This window comes from Fructilactobacillus sp. X8R1C1 (genome assembly GCF_059900945.1).
Genome location: NZ_JBWXVH010000005.1, coordinates 15,915 through 34,941 on the forward strand (window position 1 = coordinate 15,915; position 19,027 = coordinate 34,941).

Sequence of the window (19,027 nt, forward strand, 5' to 3'; positions counted from 1 at the left end):
CTAGATGCGTACTCCCTTCGTCAAAAATCTTTTTCGTTCATTAATAAAAAGCTTTTATTTAACCCGATGTTTTAAATCGCGAAGAGCCAAAGCTAAAGCAGAACCAATGAAGCCCAGTCCAACGAGCCCTAAGAAAGTAGAAGTCTTTTGCCCAGTTTGTGGTAAAACGTGCTTGTTTTTCTTAACGCTCTTTTGGTTTGATTGATTAGTTGCTTGAGAAACTTGCTTACCTTGATGTTTCATAGTCATTTGGTGTCCAGCATTAGTGCTTGAAGGTTGATTTTGATGGCTTTGTAAAGCAGGAGTGATGGCTTGCTTGCCACTGTTATTAGGTTCATTAGCGTTATTCATTGGTTGATTTGGTTGATTAGGAGCAGTCGGGTTCTGACCTTCGTTACCAGGAACTGATGGAGTTTGATCCGAAGGCTTTGAAACGTTATCACCATGATTGTCTGGAGTTACCGATGATCCACCGTTATCTGACGGTTGATTTGGAGTAACTTGACTACCACCGTTCTCATTTCCACCTTGGTTGTCTGGTGTACTTGGGTTTTCACCATTGCCACTGTTGTTTCCACCATTATTATCATGATTTTCTGGATTAGATGGTTGGTTACCACTACCGTTGTTTCCGGGTTGGTCAGGGTTGGTAGCGTTCTTAGCCAAAACCGTTACAGGGACGTAGAACGTCTTGCCGTTTGAGGCAGAAATCGCTACTTGATACTGACCTGGCACTTGGTTATTAACTTTCGAAGTATCAATCTTAGTAATCGCGGCTTTAGTGCCGTCTTCGTTTGTGGCAGTAGCTCCATATGCTGCGGCGTCAGTAGGTACACTGTCGCCAGCGTAAATTGTGATTCCATGGGCCGTAATGTTAGCTTGGTTGGCTAAAACCGTCACGGGTACGAAGAAGGTTTTGCCATTAGAGGCAGAAATCGCAACTTGGTACTGACCGGGTACCTGATTATTAACTTTAGATGTGTCAATCTTGGTAATCGTTGCGGGTGTTCCATCTTCGTTTGTGGCACTAGCGCCATAAGCTGCGGCGTCGGTTGGAACGTCGTCGCCGGTATAGATTGAAATGCCGTGAGCGGTAATGTTGGCTTGGTTAGCTAGAACTGTTACTGGAACAAAGAAGGTTTTGCCATTAGAAGCAGAAATTGCGACTTGATACTGTCCGGGTACTTGGTTGTTAACCTTGGAAGTATCAATCTTAGTAATCGTTGCGGGTGTGCCGTCTTCGTTTGTGGCACTGGCACCGTAAGCAGCTGGGTCCGTTGGCACGTTGTCGCCAGCGTAAATGGAGATGCCGTGAGCCGTAATGTTGGCTTGGTTAGCTAGAACAGTGACCGTAACCGTCATACTTTGACCATTGGAGGCCGTGATGGTTACTGGATACTGACCCGGTACTTGGTTATTAACTTTGGAAATATCGATTTTGGTAATGGATGCTTTTGTGCCATCTTCGTTGGTAGCTCCAGCGTTATAAGCCGCAGCGTCGGTTGGGACAGCATCACCGGCATAGATCGTAGTTCCTTGAGCATGAATTGAGGATTCATCTTTTACTGGATTTCCCCAAATCCATGTTCCGGGATGAGCTTCACCGTTGGTTAATTCATCTGAAGATAAGGCATTCTGACCAGGAATCACGTGGCCATTGGCGTCGACTTGAACCCAACCAGCATATTGACTAGGAACCGCTGGCAAATGGGAATCCAGCAAACCAGTTTCATTGCCTAACTTGAGCTCACTTAAACTTTGATCGTTTGCAAGCATGTCAGTCGTGTTAGTGGTTTGGGTATCAAAGTTGGAAAGGTCCAAACTTTTAAGGTCATAGCAGTTGGCAAACATGTTACTCATCGACGTCACGTTACTAGTGTCCCAGTTGGTAATTCCACTTAGGTCCGTGATGCTTTGATCACCGTTAAACATGTAACTCATGTCAGTTGCTTTACTAGTATTTAAGTTTGAAAGACCTTTGATGTTGAAGCCGTCAGTTAAAACACCGGTTCCGCAGAACATGTAAGCCATATCAGTTACATGACTGGTATTAAAACTACTTACATCTAATCCTTCCAATCGATAAGTAGATTGGAACATGCTGTGCATTACTTGAGCACTATTAGTATTTAGCTTGTTTATACCGTAGATACGCTTCAAAAATTGATCATCTTTAAACATGTTATAGAATCTAGTTACCTTTGATGTATCAATGCCACCAAGGTTTACATATTCAAGTTTAGTTCCGGTCATTCCATCCAAACCAGCGTTGGTGTAAAACATAGCATCCATGTCGGTTACATTACTGGTATTCATTCCCGTCAAATCAACCGACTTAAGTGCATGGTTGTCTAAGAACATATTGGTCATTTTGGTACAGTTCGAGGTGTCAAGGTTGTACAAGTTTTGATAATCTTGAACACCACTCCAATAAGCGAAGAGACCGTTAGCGTCATCAACAATTACCTTGGAATTAAAGACAACGTGTTGAACTTGTTTATAATTTTCTTGCAACCAACTATCAAGTTGAAATTCATTGCCTAAATCTCCACCGTCATTAAAAGAGAGTGTTCTAGTTTGGGCATCATAAACGTACTTAGCAGAACCCCAGGTTCCCTGTTGCGTCTGGTCAGCCAACTGAACATTTTTGACTGGTTGAGCGTTAAATTGAACAGCTTGGTTATTTTGAACATTGTTAGCAACTGAATTAGCCTGATCATCAGTCGTTTTGGTTGGGTCTTGCTTCGAAATCGTTGGAGCAACGGCCGTTTTATTTTGGTCAACCTGTGGTTGGTCAATCTTGACTGGATTAGTTTGCTTCTTCACATCCTGGTTATCAGCGTTTTGATTGGTAGCTTTTTGATCGGTTACTTGTGATTTGTCAGGCTGAGCGTTTGAAGCATCAGTCGTTTGATTATTAGTCTGTGATTGGTCCTGTTTAGCAGGATTGGCAGTTGATTGACCATCATTTTGCTGGTCATTTGATTGCGCAACTGCTGGTTGATCGTTACCGTTTTGGTTTTGTGCTGATGGAGTAACGGTGTTCTTTTGAGTCGTTTGTGATTCCGCTTGCGCATTAGTTGCTGCAGGTTGACTTGATTGGTCATCTGGCTGCTGCTCGTTAGCAGTCGGTGCTTTATCAACCTGAGTTTGATTATTAGTTGTCGTTGGGTCAGCTTTAGTAGCATTTACAGGAACTGCGCTACCTGCTGCTTGTGCATCGGTTTTCACATTATTTGTAGCCGGTTGAGCGGTGGTATCAGCACTTACTCCGACGGCTAAACCAGACACGGTAGCAAAGGTCACCAGCCCAGCGACCATCCACCGCTTTCCAGCTTTATACATTTTGAAATGTTTCTTTGGATTACTTAACATAAAAACTCCTCCCACTCCATTTAAAAACACGCTTTGTGAAATAATAATAATTACAATCACGGCCGTTAAGGTCCATTGCCAATCAAGTAATTAATTAATACTTCACAAGAATAACGTGGTTTGAACAAAATTCACGAAGTATTTTATGAACAATTTATTAAAAATTAAAATAATAGACGGAACAATTCGTAGAGTGGCAATAATTTGAGTACATCATCACAATTTAGATGGCTTTAAAATATATGTTACATAATATAATATTTGTAACTTTTAGTGTTGCTTGTAGGTAATTTGTGAAAAATAATTATGTGATTTCCATAATAATTTAATAATCATTATTCGATTATAATCACCGTCTGGTGTGCAATTTCTCTGATTATAATTTTTATTCCATGATAAAAATTGATGTATCACAACATTATTAGCAATTCAAATATGAGAACAAAAACAAAAAGAGTTCACTATCATTTTTGGTAGTGAGCTCTTGAAGTTGTTATAAACGATCCTAAGGACTGGTAAAATAAATATATACTATGTGATGGGTGATGTGAACGTGACTAAACCAATTATCAGAAATACCTACGATGCATTGATTATCTTGTTAGCAATTATCTCCATTGTGCTGACCGTTCTTCAGTTCTTAAATAAGCTTAATCTTGGCGCTGAACCATACGTGGCAATTGACGATGCCATCTGGCTAATTTTCACCGTCGACTACTTCGGTAGTCTCTTGCTTTCCAAACAAAAATGGCAGTACGTAAAAACTCATCTGTTTGATTTACTCGCAATCATTCCATTTGGGTACGGCTTATCCTTCTTCAAAATCTCTCGGGTAACCCGATTAACCCGCATCTTCCGACTTTTCAGGGTCGCAGGCGTCCTTGGCAAATTCAAAGAACGAATAGAACGGTTTTTTAAAACCAACGGCTTCATTTACCTATTACTCATATGTACGATTATTATCTTGCTGTCAGCCGGCCTCTACTCCATCGTCGAAAACACGTCGCTCACTAACTCGATCTGGTGGGCCATTGCGACCACCACGACCGTCGGTTACGGAGACATTAGTCCTAAAACCAGGATTGGCAAGGGAATTGCCGTCGTTTTGATGTTGGTCGGGATTAGCTTTGTGGGGATGCTGACGAGTACCCTCACTACCTTCTTTTCCAAGGAAACAGACCACGGACCCGTTTCAGAGGCAGATGAAATCCGCAAGTTCAAAAAGTTGATGGATGATCACATCATTACTAGAGAAGAGTTTGAACGGAAAAAACGAGAATTGTTGAGAAAGTAAAGTACTTTTATCATCAGAAATAAATTAATTTAATATTATACACAATGAGATTGAAAAAGTATTTTAAATACTTTCATACTAGTGTATTGTAGTAAATGTAGTAAGGAGGTGATGACTATGGCCTCTAAAAACAACAAAAGACTTAGATTAACGGCATTTGAAATCAGCTTCAAATTGCCCTCTCTAAGTCTCACAATTGTTTTTAAATGGTAATTCATTTAGGGAGCGATTTGCGCTCGCTCCTTACTACATTTTTAGTATAACACACTATCACCAATTACATATGGGAGGTATGACATGAAAACGAGAGAATGGAAAATTGGAAAGCACATAACCATCACGATGACACCACATCGGCCAACGTATAAAGACTGGCTCGGATTAGCCTTAATCGTCTTCATCATCGCTTTGATTATTTGGTGGCTCGTTTAACTCCAAACTGAATATGATTAAACCAGCGCTTTACGCGCTGGTTTTTATTTATTGAAATAAGACCAACTCACATAATTATCATTTTTTACTTAAAACAATTGTATTATAAAAGTCCTTATAGTATTATCAATTATGCAAAATAATTTATAAGCAGAAAGGACTTATGTTATGAGTAAATTTATTAAATATGATAATTGTAAGGTATCAAAAGATGATAGTCATCAGTCGCACGTGAATCCAGTAAGGCTACATAAACGTTGGCTAAGGATTACTACTAGAAGCGCTTTGGTAGCGTCGGGAGTGTTTGCAGTGGGAGTATTCAACAATGCTGCTAGTGCAAACGTCCAGACGCAACCCACTAGTCAACAACAAAATGGCACGTCTAACGCCGTTTCAACTAATCAAAACCAAGTCAACCATGACCAGACGACAGTAACCACTGACCAAAAGAACGTCGACTCCGACTCTCAAGCCATAAGTAATCAACAGGGTGTGGTGAATAAAGACCAAGCTGCCGTTGATCAGGCCCAAAAAGAAGCGGCCGATGCCACTTCCGAAAACATCAAAAAGACTCAGGACCAAATTAATCAGACCGATAACGACATTAAAAAGGACCAAAGTCAAGTTGATAACGATCAAAAAGCCGAAAATGACGCCCAGGCAACCGTGGAAAAAGATGAGAAGAACGCTGATAATACTCAACAGGCTCAAAACCAAGCCCAAAATGACGTTAACAACGACCAGAATCAGTTAAACCACGATACTGACGCGCAAAATCAGGCGCAAAGTGCCGTTGACAACAACGAACAGAGCACCAAGGACGCCCAACAAAAACAAGACCAGGCTAAGCAACAAAAAGCGGATACCCAGACCACGCTCGACAACCTAGACAAGTGGCAAGCCGCCACCAAGAAAAAACATGACGAGGCTGAAAACAACGTTAAGCACGACCAAGATGCCGTCAACAAAACGAACCAGGACATTAGTAACGCACAAGATAACATTAGTTCGTGGAATTCGACCCTTAGTGACGCGCAAAGTACCTTAAACGACGAGAAACAGTCCGAGAGTGCCTTTGAGCAAAGTATTCACATTCCCGCTGGCATGACCTTACAGGGTTTTCAGCAGTGGAAGCAACAACATCCAAACGAAAACGCCTCCGACTGGTTCAACCAGTTTGATAATGCGGCAATGGCCGCCAACCACTATCAACCGAGCGACATTGCGAAACAGGATTATGTCTACGTCGAGTCTAACAGTAACGGTCAGGAAACCCCGCAATTCACCAATAATCAAAAACTCGAAATGGCAGAATACGTCCAATGGCTCATTAATCAAATCCACAAACAGTTTGGTACCACGGACATTGAAATCGGTGGTTGGAGCATGAACCAATTCATTAACGACTTGATGAACGCTTATAACCAAGATGATTGGAACATTAATAACAAAAATGGTTATGACGTCAACGCCATCAATAACTTGGCAGCCAAGTGGGGACTGAAAACTTACCCCGGAGCGGACGGTTATGAAATCGTTACCCCTGGTTACATGACCTTTGACAACTACACCACCATGGATACTATCTACTCCAAACTTTACAGTATAATTATGAACTTGCTGTTTAATGACAGTCAGGAATCGGATGCCCATGAGATGAGTCTTTTAGGTCTCGACCCGCATACCGGAAACGTCAATAATGACAAGTACCTTGGCATCGGCGTTGATAACTATGGTCAAGTTCACTTGGTCTTGATTAGCCCAAGTCAAATTCAGGATTCGACTAAGTTTAGTGTAACTGATACAGGTATCGTGACTCCCGAAACACTGGAACGCCAAATTGATGACACGCTCGAATTAATCTCAGATTGTAAAGGAGCAATAAAACGTGCCCAACAAACGCTAGAAAACTCACAAAACAAGCTGGGACGTCTGACCAATCAATTAGGTAACGATGAAAAGCAAGTTACCCAGTATAATCCAGATAAATGGTCCGCTAACATTCACAAAGCCAAGACCGAAATCAACGACTTAAACAAGCAGATTGCTCAGCAGCAACAAACCATCGACCATAACAACGCTGCCCTTCCTGGTCTACAGAACAAGTTAGCTCAGGCCAAACAACGGGTCGCAAACGACGCCAACCAACTCCATAACGATCAAAACAAGTTACAAAAGGCAACTACCGCAAATGAACAGGCCCAAAATAATTTAGACAAGGCCACCCAAGACCTCATCAATAAGCAAAAAGCCCTTGAACAAGCAGAAAAGCAACTTCAAGATGACCAAGCTAAACTGGCCGCCTTACAAAAACAACTGATTAATTACCAAAATGAAGCCAATAACTTAGCTAACGCCAAGGCCAAACTTGCCAACGATAAGGCGAAGTTAGCCGACCTTGAAAAACAAGCGGCTGCCGATCAATCCGCTCTGGATAAGGCTAAAAGTGATCTGGCAAAAGACCAAGCCGCATTGGCTCATGACGAACAGGCTGCTAACCAAGCTAGTGGTCAAAACACGATCAAAAAAGCGCACGCTCAAATCATTAACCACGCCATTGATCGCGCCCAACGGACCACGAAACCTCAGGCAGCTTACATCAACCACACGGAAACGGTTCGTCCTGAAAGCGTCCAGGCCAATACGTCCGATGTAACCCCGTTAACCGAAGTTAAGTACAGCATCAGTAATCAAGCTGGTTCTCATTTAACCACCTTACCGCTTGTTTATCGTCAATCTGTCAAGATTGATAATCTGACGAGTAAGAAGCAGGGAACTTCAAACGTGACCCTTCCACAAACCGGACAATCAAGTACCAGTTGGTTGTCAATCGTTGGACTTCTCACCGCTCTGATGGGCATCTTTGGATTGGCTGACAAGCGCAATAAATACCTTAAATAATCTTTCACACATTGATATCCTAATAAGCCCTAGTGATCATCACTAGGGTTTATTTTTTAATATTTTTAATAATAAATTACTTTAAATAATCAAAATCCATGAATAATATCTCCGCAAACTGCGTATCTATTTACAGCACGAATAAAAAAGGAGAAATATCATGGAACTAAATGAATTACCACTAAACCTATGTGAACCACTTAAAAGAAAGATGCGAAACGAATTTGCGGTCGACATTAACTCGATTCTGCCGTCACAGGTGAACCGCAAACTAGCTACTTACACCATCAACTGGGATTCCGTTCTGTTACTGATTGATTTAAAGGACGCCCACAGTCAATTTGATTCCCTCGTTGTCGATCGCATCTCCGGTTTTACGCTCGTGAAGCAAACCACCAACGTCTTGATGAAGGAATTATGGAAAAAGAATCGTCTGTCCCTTACGAAAATCAAAATGCTGGCGGGTTACTGTCAGATTAACAAGAACATTCCCTACATCCGAAAAGATGTCCAACTCTTGCGATTAAAACCCATTGACCACTGTAAACGCAACACGTCGTGGGTCGCCTACCACAACCTCAATCATGTGATTCGGATGGGCGACGACCGCCTGGAACTGTACTTCAACGACCTTGCCACTCCGATTTATCTAGACGGTGCTTATCCATTTATCAAGAAACAAGAGGAGTATTCCTACAAAATCAGGAGTTTGGAGGAAATGATATCCCGACTGGTAAATAACTTGTTTGGATGTCAAGATGGTGGTAATTCTAACTATCACGGTCCGATTTCAGGTGGATGCGGATGGGAAGATTTAAGTAATCTATTGAAATAATTTAGTAGTCTTTAACGTACCGAAACTCACGATGATATCTGCGACCAGCCAACTTCTGCGCCAGTTGTTTACTACGATAAAAGTGACCACCCTCGTTCATGTCAACGATCGGGTTTACCCCGTTATTCACGTATGTCAGCATGTCAACGTGATAATCGTCGACTTTTTGCCGCCGTTCCTGGAGGTAAATTCCATCACCAGTAGATTGAGTCCAACCATACAGATTAACGGTGTCCGCCCTTCCCTCTGGGCCTGATTGCCACGGAATGTAACTCATGTTGCGCAGCAACGACCAATTTTCGGTCTTTTTTATATAGCTATTGCTTAGTTTAGTGCGATTGCCAATTTCCTTAAAATGGGGCTGATACTTGGTTTGATGAATCGTGACCCGATATGTATCAGGTTTGGAGTCGGCTCCATAAATAGTCGCTGAACTCGTCCTTTTCGTGTTCCGGATAACGCTGTACCGATTGGTTTTATTCGAATACGAGTACCAGGTTCCTCGGAATTTCGCTGGAAAACTGGCCATACTCATGCCCTTACTGGTCTGTTTCTTGTGAGCATGGTGCAATGCGGCAAAACCCGTGCCAGCTAAGACGATCACTAACAGTACTAATGCTCCAGTAATGATGAAATACCTTTTCTTTTTCATGGACCCCTCCTGATTAAAGTTAAGTAATTAATGTTAATGAATAATCATTACAGTTTAAGCATAGCGCAATGAGTGGTAAGGTGCCAGGTAAAATCGTCATTGTACAAACTCTTGAAGGAGAAATTACTAATGAAACTTAGAAAAGTAGGAAATAAAAGTGTAATTACGATTCCAAAACGATTTAACTACCCAGAAGGAACAGACTTTGACATCGAAAAAGAAAGTGACGGGTCGTTAAAGTTAACGCCTAAACATCGCAATCCATTTGAAGGATCATGGTATCTAGATGGATTAGATGAAAAGCAAAAGAAAGATTTTAGACAAAGTGAAAAGTCTGGGAAAGTAATGGGAAGAGAGATAATTAAATAATGTGTATACCAAAAAAGTGAGATTATCTCCTTAGATTTTATTCCCAGTGCTGGAAAAAATTAGAAAAAAATAAATATAATAGTTGACAATGATTCAAATTAAAATTATAGTACTTGGCAACAATAACTAAACAAATAATATTTACCAGCTGAGTACAGATTGAAAATTTGTATAGAGAGTTCCCGGGTGATGAAAAGGAATCAAATTGAGATTTGGAATATGGACTGGATTCAAAATTATTAGTGAAATTGATTAGCTAATAACGGTCCTGTATCCGATATCAGTACAAAGTTATACTGGGTTTCCTGGTGCAACTTACTGAGGTTAGATCCAAGAGAATCTAGCAAATTAAGGTGGTAACACGATTAGCAGTCGTCCTTTTATTAGGACGGCTGCTTTTTTATTTGGTTATTGAAATATATTAATTCACATTTTGGGAGGTAGAATCATGAAGAGAAGAATCAAGTACATTATTTTAGGAATTATCGTTGTTTTAGTGGTGTTGGCAGCTTATTTTAGTTTTTTTCATAACACAAGTGCTACTAACAAAAAGAAAACCATTACAGTCGGCATCATGAATGGATCCAAAAAGGATGACCAGATTTATCAATCAGTTGCTAAAACAGCAAAAGAAAAATATGGCTTACATGTCGTTTATAAGAAGTTCACTGATTACTCGCAACCTAACCGTGCATTAGCTGAACATGAAGTTGATCTTAATTCATTTCAACACAGTGCTTTCCTTAATGCTTGGAATAAAGGCAATCACGGTAATATCGTTCCAATTGGAAAAACTTTTATTGGACAAGGTCGGATTTATTCTGACCATTTAAAAAATATCAATGATATAAAACCAGGATCAACCATCACGATTCCAAATGATGCAACTAACGAATCTCGTGGTCTCTACATTCTCCAAAGTGCTGGTCTAATCAAACTCGATCCAAATAAGAGTCTGGTCAATGTAAAAGATATCAAGAGTAATCCCAAAAAATTAAAAATTGAAGAAATCGATGCCAATCAGGCACCAAGAACATTACCTGATGTAGCTGCCTCATATGTCCTTGGTAATTTTGCTCAAAGTGCTGGATTAGATCCAAATAAGGCCATCTACGTTGAACCAATCAACAAAATTTCTGCCAAATGGATTAACATCATTGCAGCAAATAAAGATCAACGAAATAACAAGTACTATAAAGAATATGTAAAAGCTTATCAAACCCAAAAAACTAAAAAATTATTAAACAAACTATACGGAAAAGTTGAAATTCCAGCATGGGACATTAATTTAAAATAACGGAGGTTTAGGAAATGCAAAAATATCCAGAATTATTAAATGATTTTCTCAATTATGTAAAAATTAATACGAGATCTGATTCTTCTAAAAATAGCATTCCCACTACCATTGGCCAAACAGAGTTCCTTAAAAAACTCGCAAAACAACTAAATAACAAAAAGCTAACCAACGTTCATTTTAGTGATGGAAGTTACTTATTTGCTACTCTACCTAGAAATACTACCAAAGCTGTTCCAAAAATCGGCTTCATTGCTCACGTTGACACAGCTGACTTCAATGGCGAAAATATTCATCCGCGCATACAAAAAAATTATCAAGGTAAAAACATTCAGCTTAACTCAAAATATCAACTAAACCCAGACGAATTTCCGAACCTAAAAAATTACATTGGCGATACCATCATTACTACTGATGGTTCAACGTTGTTAGGTGCCGACGATAAAGCTGGCATTGCAGAAATCATAAGCATGATCGATTACCTTCAAAAGAACCCAGAAATTAAACATGGTGACATTTTAGTTGGATTTGGACCAGACGAAGAAATTGGTAAAGGCGCCGATCATTTCAATCCAACGGATTTTGGGGCTAATATTGCTTATACTCTTGATACAGGAGCTGCTGGTGAAATTAATGATGAAACTTTTAACGCGGCAGAAGCTAATATCACAATTAACGGAACCAGTGTCCATCCCTCACATGCCAAGGGAAAAATGGTCAGTGCAATCCAATTATCAATCGAATTTGACAATCAAATTCCTCTATCACAACGCCCTGATGTTACTGACGGAAGACAAGGATTCTATTTTGCAACCGATTTTAAAGCCAGTCCTGACGTCGCCCATATCAACTACATTATTAGGGATTTCGATAAAATTGCCTTTGAGAACAAGAAAAATCATCTAAAAAAAATTGCCAATATGTTGAATAACAAATACGGAAGAAAACGAGTACAAATCACTTTTCACGACCAGTACTACAATATGAAGAAACTAATTGATCCAGAAATCGTTAAAAGAGCTGAAGAAGCAGCCAAAGATGCTGGTCTTAAGTCGAAAGTTATTCCGTTTCGTGGTGGAACAGACGGATCTAAAATCACTTTTAAGGGTTTGCCTACTCCTAACTTAACTAATGGAAGTGAAAACGCACATGGTAGGTACGAATTTGCAGTATTAGAATCAATGAAGAAAGTTACTGACGTATTAGTTAATATTTCAAAAATTAGTTTATAGTTAATCTGATTTCATCATCTTTGATAGCATAAATGATTTTACACTCGTAAAACAAACCAACAGTGTATTAATGAAAGAATTATGTAAAAACAACCAATTGTTCCTTATTAAGGAATATCAACATTGCCGCCAATACAACGAATCAAGGTTCTATAATTATAAAATTATAGAAATGTTTTAACAATTTATGAAGAGTATATATTGATTTTCTAATATCTTCTTTCAATAAATTTTTTACTTCACTAATTGTATATTATAAATGAGGGGGTAATTGGAAAAAATTGTTGAAATAAATTTAATCAACAATTATACGTTCATAATTTAATAATTATTTATTAACAAAGGAGATAATAAAATGAAACTTAATGATTTAAGAAATATTCAATACGTTATCGATTTAATACTTCAAACCCAGAGTGATAGAAATGAAGTTAATTCGGAAAACAGTAATGAAAAGCAATTTGAGTTATCAAGTTATGCTTTAGTAGTATATTCACCGGCAATGGGCATCATTCAGTTTGACCCATTTCTTGAAAAACATAATCAAAAGTATGATAAAAATAATTATTCTCCAAAATATTATGATATTCATATTAACTGGGGACTTAATTATAAACTTTATTCAATCGAACACATTAACATAAGTAATGAAAATAAATTTAAATTTATAAATGAACAATTTAAAAGTAATTATGCGCTTAATGATAAAAACACTATCAATAATTTTAGAGAAATAACAAAAAATCCAGAGGTGCTTCTTAGGTTTGCTATCAACTTCATGGAAGAAATTAATAAATTAAAAGATAATAAAGAGAAGTCGTTAATATCCAACTATGATAATGCTATACCAAATCCTGTGGTGTACAATGTAACTCACTTTAGAGACAATATTACTCTAGAATTTGAGATTATGAACAAAGATGAAAATTTTAAAATCATTAGTCTTCAACCAAGGACAAGATTACCTAAAATTAAATAGTTATAGAATAAAGACCCATTCCATTGATATGAAATGGGTCTTTATTAATTCATAAAATAATAACATGATTATGATAGGCAAGTCTCATTACGAATAATTATAATCCAAACCACCAATATTCATAATCATCAAAAAATATTTTTATAGCATCATCACGTAAATTATTAAAATAATCTTCGTATTCAACTCTTGAATTTGTTCGCTTAGTTACATTGCCATTCTTATCTTTTCCAATTCCATTAATAAACCAATCCTTATTAAACAAAGCAGCAAATTGTACAGTAGGTTTAGGCTCTCCATTTAAGTGATTTAAAATATCTTGATATAATTTCCTTTTATTAACAAAGCCAAACATTTTTTCATCCACAGATCCTGGTGTTTGCTGCCACTTCTTTTCGACGATAAATATAGTATTTACTTCTTCATTAAAAAATACTTCGTCTGGTTTCCATCGTTTATTATTTGTGTTATCTAAACCATATATTTCATGAAGAGCGTTATAAAAAGCATATTGTTTAGTTAAAATTCCAACATACTTTTCTTCATGTTTATCATTAGATTTTCTATAAAGATCATAAGAAAGTGTTTTAGTATTTACTATTTTGTCTTTATCATCATATTTATGTAGCTTTAAAATATACTTATTAGATAAATCACGATTAATTCTTGATACCAAATCTGTACTATTTTCAAATTTTAATCCCGAAGCATTAGTATGTGATCCTCCTACACCGTTTTCCTTCAAAAATAACCACTCCCTTTATAAAACAATTATAAAGGAAATGGTTATTTTTATAAAGATTATTAATAATTCGTTATTACGACTTCTCCAACAACCCCTCTCTTCTTACCATTACTATTAATAGATCTTTTAGCTTTTACACTGTTTATCTTAAAGTCTTTATACAAATCCCTAGTTAATTCTGTGTCAGAATTAGAAAGCATTACTTTAACTCCTCTTTTAGACAATTGTTTTGCAAGATTAGCTAACTCTTCCTGCTGGATTAAACCAAAGCCATCTTTCGTGTAACTTGTAAAATTAGAGATTTGATTAATTGGAATGTAAGGAGGATCAAAATAAATAAAATCATTTGCATTTGCATTTGCAACAGCAGCTTTATAATCACCACTTGTTATTTTTACATGTTTTTTTAGATAATCGCTAGTTGAATTAAGTGTATCCGGTAATAAATTTAACGTTTTATGATTTCCAAAGGGAACATTGTTTTGCCCTTTTTGATTAACCCGCCAAAGACCATTATATCCAGCTTTATTTAAATATATAAATCTTGCTGCTCTTTCCGTATCTGACATAGAAGTAATCTTGCCATTTCTATCTACCGATCTTAATTTATAATAAAATTCCTTATTATCTTGCTCTTGATAAATATCCAGAAGAGCTTTTAACTCGATAATATTATTTTTAACTACCTTCCAAGTATTAATTAATTCCTCATTAAAGTCGTTTATATACGCCCTATTTGGAGTTAAAGATAACAAAAGTGCTCCACCCCCAACAAAGGGCTCATAGTAATCTTTAAAATTATCTGGACAATAATATTTTAACTTAGATAAAAGTTGTCTTTTTCCACCTACCCATTTTATGAAAGGGCTTGGACTAGGGTGAATCAAATATTTTTCAAAATTATCATACGACATATTAAGGCTCTCAGAAATCTTAATTAATGTATCTTTATAATTTCTTATTACAGAATCATAAGGTCTATCTATTTGACTAATTAAAGTTGTATAAGGAACATTAATCATTTTGGAAATTTGCTTAAAAGTAAGATTATGTTCTTTCAAAATGTCATTTAAATTATTTTTCATACCATTCTCCCTGTTTCGTATTACGTAACCTAATCATATCATAGAATACGAAACGAATTCATTTTTTATTAAAATAATATTTAATATTATTAAGAATGATATATTTATTAAATATTATTATCTAAACATTGTGCATGATTATACATGTATAAAATACACTTGTATCCAATTATTATCATTTAATAAATAAACATTATGCATATAATCGTTGACATGTTAGTACATAGTCACACAAATGCCACTTTCACTAAATTTTATCAAAAAACATTTTTACTGATATGTTTAAAAATTGTGTTATGTTGAACAAAGGTTTAATATAATCAGCGTAACATGCAATTACAATATTAATGTTTTTTATGGAGGCGTTTTTTATGAATACAAGTAGTGATGACGAATATAATTATAAAAATTTGGATTTGAACGCTTTATTTATCGGTGACAAATCTGAGAATGGACAACTCTACAAAGATCTTCTAAATAAATTTGTAGACGAACATCTTGGATGGCGTAAAAACTATATGCCCGCAGATAAACATATGATTACTCCTGAAGATCAATCATCCTCAGAATTTCAAGGAACAGTAAATCATTTAAGAAGTGTAATGGATGTTGTTTCACGAAAACTCCGTTCCCAATCAGTCCCTTGGCAATCAGCCGGAAGATATTGGGGCCACATGAATTCTGAAACCCTTATGCCAGCAATTCTTGCTTATGATCTTGCAATGTTATGGAATGGAAATAATGTTGCTTATGAATCTTCTCCTGCAACTTCTCAAATGGAAGAAGAAGTTGGTAATGATTTTGCCAAATTAATGGGATATACACATGGCTGGGGACATATCGCGGCTGATGGCTCCTTGGCAAATCTAGAGGGATTATGGTACGCAAGAAACATTAAGTCCCTACCTCTAGCAATGAAAGAAATAATCCCTGAACAAGTTAAAGGAAAAACTGATTGGGAACTCCTTAATATGTCAACCAAGGAAATTATGGATATTCTCGAAAATCATCCTGATAAAATTGATGCACTTAAAGCTCATTCAGCACGCAGTGGTAAAAACATTCAAAAACTTGGTAAATTATTAGTTCCACAAACAAAGCATTACTCTTGGCTAAAGGCAGCCGACATTATTGGGGTAGGTCTTGATAACGTTGTCTCTGTTCCCGTTGATAGTAATTACAGAATGGATACTAATGAACTAGAAAAAATCATAAATAAATTAGTGAAAGATAAGACTCCTATTTTGGGTGTGGTTGCTGTAGTAGCATCTACTGAAGAAGGGGCAGTGGATCCCGTAGACAAAATCGTAGATCTCCGTAAAAAGTTTGCTAAACAAGGTGTAAATTTTTATTTCCATGTTGATGCAGCATATGGTGGATATGGGAGAGCGATGTTCTTAAATAAGGATAATGAATTTATTCCTTATAATGAATTAAGCAAAGTTCAATATGATAATAACGATTTTACTGAAGATAAACAATTCTTTAAAGAAGAAGTTTACAACGCGTACAAAGCAATTGAAGATGCCGATTCAGTAACAATCGATCCACACAAAATGGGATATGTTCCATATGCAGCTGGTGGAATTACAATAAAAGATATTAGAATGCGAGATACAATTTCATATTTTGCAACTTATGTATTTGAAAAAGGAGCACATATTCCCGCATTATTAGGTGCATATATTCTTGAGGGATCAAAAGCTGGGGCAACTGCAGCATCAGTATGGGCTGCTCACCACACCTTACCATTAAACGTCGAAGGATACGGAAAACTAGTAGGAGCTTCGATCGAGGGTGCCAATCGTTATTATAATTTCTTGAAAAACCTAGAATTTAAAATTGGAGATAAAACAATTGAAGTCTATCCTCTCACGAAACCGGACTTTAACATGGTTGACTACGTATTAAAGGAAAAAGGAAACAATAGTTTAAGTGATATGAATAAACTAAACCATGATATGTATGACGAAGCATCATATGTGTCTGGCAATTTATATAGTAAAGGATATATCGTATCTCACACAGATTTCCCAAAGAGTGATTATGGAGACAGTCCATTAAAATTCGTCAAATCAACGGGAATTAGCGAAGATGACTGGAATAAAGTAAGGACTGTTACAATCATTCGTGCTTCTGTCATGACGACTTATATGAATAAAAAAGAAAATTTTGAATATTTTGCTCCAAAAATTAAATCAGAAATGCAAGAAGATTTAGAAAAAATATTTGAAAATAAAATTGTGAAAAAATTAGAAAAAGAACATAAATAAGAGAGTTGGTGAATAACAATGGCTAAAAATGCCAAAAAGATTAGCTTAATTACTTTTGTAGGTATGACAATGGCATTATGTGCAACCGTCCGTTCGATTCCTTCCATTGCTGCTAGTGGTTGGACGCAAATAACATATATGTTATTTGCGGTATTATTCTTTGCTCTTCCTATTGCTTTAATATCGGGGGAACTGGGTACTATGATGCAAGCTGAAGGAGGTCCTCAACTTTGGGTAAAGTCAGGACTAGGAGATCGCTGGGGATTTGTTACAGCATGGCTTTTATGGGTTCAAATGTTCCCAGGAATGGTCATGGTTGCTTCAACACTAGGCCCTTTATGGGGAAATACCTTTGGATTCATAGCACTTGGAAATAATCATTGGTTTATATTAGCTAATATATTAATTTTTTATTGGATTATTACCATTCTAAATTTAAAGTTCGACATGGCTAAAGTTGGGGGATCCATAGGCGTCTGGCTTGGAGTATATATTCCAATCGTTGTAATGCTAATAATGGGTGTTTGTGCATTAACAAAAGTAGGAATTATGCCTAATGGATATCTAGGTTCATTTTCATGGAGTAAACTACTTCCCAGCCTGAGCAATGTGTCTTCACTTCAGTACTTTGCTGCTATTGCCTTTGTATTTGTTGGATTAGAAATGTCATCAGTATTTATTCCAAGATTAAAGAAGCCTGAAAAAACATATACTCGTGGTATTTTTATAGCTTTAATTGGTTTAGTATTAATGAATATCATTAATTCATTACTTGTTGCAAATGTTATTCCTAATGGACAAATTCAATTAGCAAATATTACTCAACCAATTCTTTTATGGTGTAAAATTCTTGGCTGGCCAACAATAATCGCTAACATTTTTAGCTTTATGGTGGTTATTGGCGTGATTCTTCAATTATCGGCCTGGGTAACTGGACCATCTCAAACAATTGTACAAGTTGCTCGAGATGGTGAATTGCCACCTAAATTTGGATTCCAAAAAGTAAACAAATTTGGAGTTTCAAAAAATGTTGTTTTAACACAGTCAATTATGATTACGTTGTTTGCTCTTTTATATGGATTAATGAAAAATGTTAATGGTGTATTTTTAATACTAACAAATGCAACCACAATTATATATTCAATCGTATACGTATTAATAGCAATCACATTAATTGTACTGAGAATTAAAAAACCTGAAGCACCTCGTCCTTATAGAATTGGAAAAAAAGGAAATTTCTTAGGATTCTTCACAGCAGCTATTCTTCTCTTTGGAATTGCCGTTATCATAATATCAACTCTCTTAGCTAATAGTTTAATGACAGCAATCTTAGTTATTGTTATCACTGCTGTATTGTTTGTTATTCCGCTTATTATTGATAAATATAAAAATCCAGCTTGGAAATCTAAAGCTGACAAAAACATGTGATTAAGAAGTCCCAAGATATTCATTAATCATTAAATAAATGATGACTCCCAAAGAATTAGTTATAACTAACCTCTTGGGAGTTTTTCAGTTAAACAAATCTTTTTTATATCTAATCAAAATATACTTTTCATAA

14 protein-coding genes are annotated in these 19,027 nt (G+C 36.7%); 10 read left to right on the plus strand and 4 right to left on the minus strand.

Annotated elements, in window-relative coordinates:
- Positions 1–54 precede the first annotated feature (54 nt).
- Positions 55–3,375, minus strand: a complete 3,321-nt coding sequence (locus AC6UD1_RS05435) for a BspA family leucine-rich repeat surface protein (protein ID WP_500707483.1) — start codon at positions 3,373–3,375, stop codon at positions 55–57.
- A 553-nt stretch (positions 3,376–3,928) separates the two neighbouring features.
- Between AC6UD1_RS05435 and AC6UD1_RS05440 the strand changes: the two genes are divergently transcribed.
- The 4 genes from AC6UD1_RS05440 to AC6UD1_RS05455 all read left to right on the plus strand — a co-directional run bounded on the left by AC6UD1_RS05440 (position 3,929) and on the right by AC6UD1_RS05455 (position 8,837).
- Positions 3,929–4,669: an ion channel gene (locus AC6UD1_RS05440; protein WP_500707484.1), complete on the plus strand. Its 741-nt coding sequence runs from the start codon at positions 3,929–3,931 to the stop codon at positions 4,667–4,669.
- Between the two features lie 297 nt (positions 4,670–4,966).
- A complete protein-coding gene (locus AC6UD1_RS05445) occupies positions 4,967–5,101 on the plus strand; it encodes a hypothetical protein (RefSeq protein WP_500694145.1) in 135 nt (44 codons plus the stop codon).
- Positions 5,102–5,269: 168 nt separating this feature from the next.
- Complete coding sequence (locus AC6UD1_RS05450; RefSeq protein WP_500707485.1) at positions 5,270–8,002, plus strand: LPXTG cell wall anchor domain-containing protein; 2,733 nt, start codon at positions 5,270–5,272, stop codon at positions 8,000–8,002.
- Between the two features lie 160 nt (positions 8,003–8,162).
- Positions 8,163–8,837, plus strand: coding sequence for a hypothetical protein (locus tag AC6UD1_RS05455; RefSeq protein WP_500707486.1), 675 nt, complete (start codon positions 8,163–8,165; stop codon positions 8,835–8,837).
- 1 nt (position 8,838) lies between these two features.
- On the opposite strand, the gene AC6UD1_RS05460 is transcribed toward AC6UD1_RS05455, so the two are convergent.
- On the minus strand, positions 8,839–9,489 hold the full coding sequence (locus tag AC6UD1_RS05460; RefSeq protein ID WP_500707487.1) for a hypothetical protein: 651 nt from the start codon (positions 9,487–9,489) through the stop codon (positions 8,839–8,841).
- A gap of 129 nt (positions 9,490–9,618) precedes the next feature.
- Between AC6UD1_RS05460 and mazE the strand changes: the two genes are divergently transcribed.
- The 4 genes from mazE (at position 9,619) to AC6UD1_RS05480 (ending at position 13,363) form a co-directional block, all read left to right on the plus strand.
- Positions 9,619–9,858: a type II toxin-antitoxin system PemI/MazE family antitoxin gene (gene mazE, locus AC6UD1_RS05465; protein WP_500707488.1), complete on the plus strand. Its 240-nt coding sequence runs from the start codon at positions 9,619–9,621 to the stop codon at positions 9,856–9,858.
- A gap of 448 nt (positions 9,859–10,306) precedes the next feature.
- Complete coding sequence (locus tag AC6UD1_RS05470; protein WP_500707489.1) at positions 10,307–11,155, plus strand: MetQ/NlpA family ABC transporter substrate-binding protein; 849 nt, start codon at positions 10,307–10,309, stop codon at positions 11,153–11,155.
- Positions 11,156–11,169: 14 nt separating this feature from the next.
- Entirely contained in the window at positions 11,170–12,384 is a 1,215-nt protein-coding gene (gene pepT / locus AC6UD1_RS05475) for a peptidase T (protein ID WP_500707490.1), read from the plus strand.
- Positions 12,385–12,739: 355 nt separating this feature from the next.
- Positions 12,740–13,363, plus strand: a complete 624-nt coding sequence (locus tag AC6UD1_RS05480; RefSeq protein ID WP_500694152.1) for a hypothetical protein — start codon at positions 12,740–12,742, stop codon at positions 13,361–13,363.
- A 97-nt stretch (positions 13,364–13,460) separates the two neighbouring features.
- Here the strand turns inward: AC6UD1_RS05480 and AC6UD1_RS05485 are convergent, their stop codons facing one another.
- Positions 13,461–14,108, minus strand: coding sequence for a PD-(D/E)XK nuclease superfamily protein (locus AC6UD1_RS05485; RefSeq protein WP_500694153.1), 648 nt, complete (start codon positions 14,106–14,108; stop codon positions 13,461–13,463).
- Positions 14,109–14,167: 59 nt separating this feature from the next.
- Positions 14,168–15,193: a DNA adenine methylase gene (locus AC6UD1_RS05490; RefSeq protein ID WP_500694154.1), complete on the minus strand. Its 1,026-nt coding sequence runs from the start codon at positions 15,191–15,193 to the stop codon at positions 14,168–14,170.
- Positions 15,194–15,564: 371 nt separating this feature from the next.
- Here AC6UD1_RS05490 and tdc point away from each other — a divergent pair, with 371 nt between their 5' ends.
- The gene (gene tdc, locus AC6UD1_RS05495) at positions 15,565–17,466 is read left to right on the plus strand and encodes a tyrosine decarboxylase (RefSeq protein ID WP_500707491.1); all 1,902 of its coding nucleotides are present in this window, start codon (positions 15,565–15,567) and stop codon (positions 17,464–17,466) included.
- A gap of 18 nt (positions 17,467–17,484) precedes the next feature.
- The gene (gene tyrP, locus AC6UD1_RS05500; RefSeq protein WP_500694156.1) at positions 17,485–18,894 is read left to right on the plus strand and encodes a tyrosine-tyramine antiporter; all 1,410 of its coding nucleotides are present in this window, start codon (positions 17,485–17,487) and stop codon (positions 18,892–18,894) included.
- The last annotated feature ends 133 nt before the right edge of the window (positions 18,895–19,027 follow it).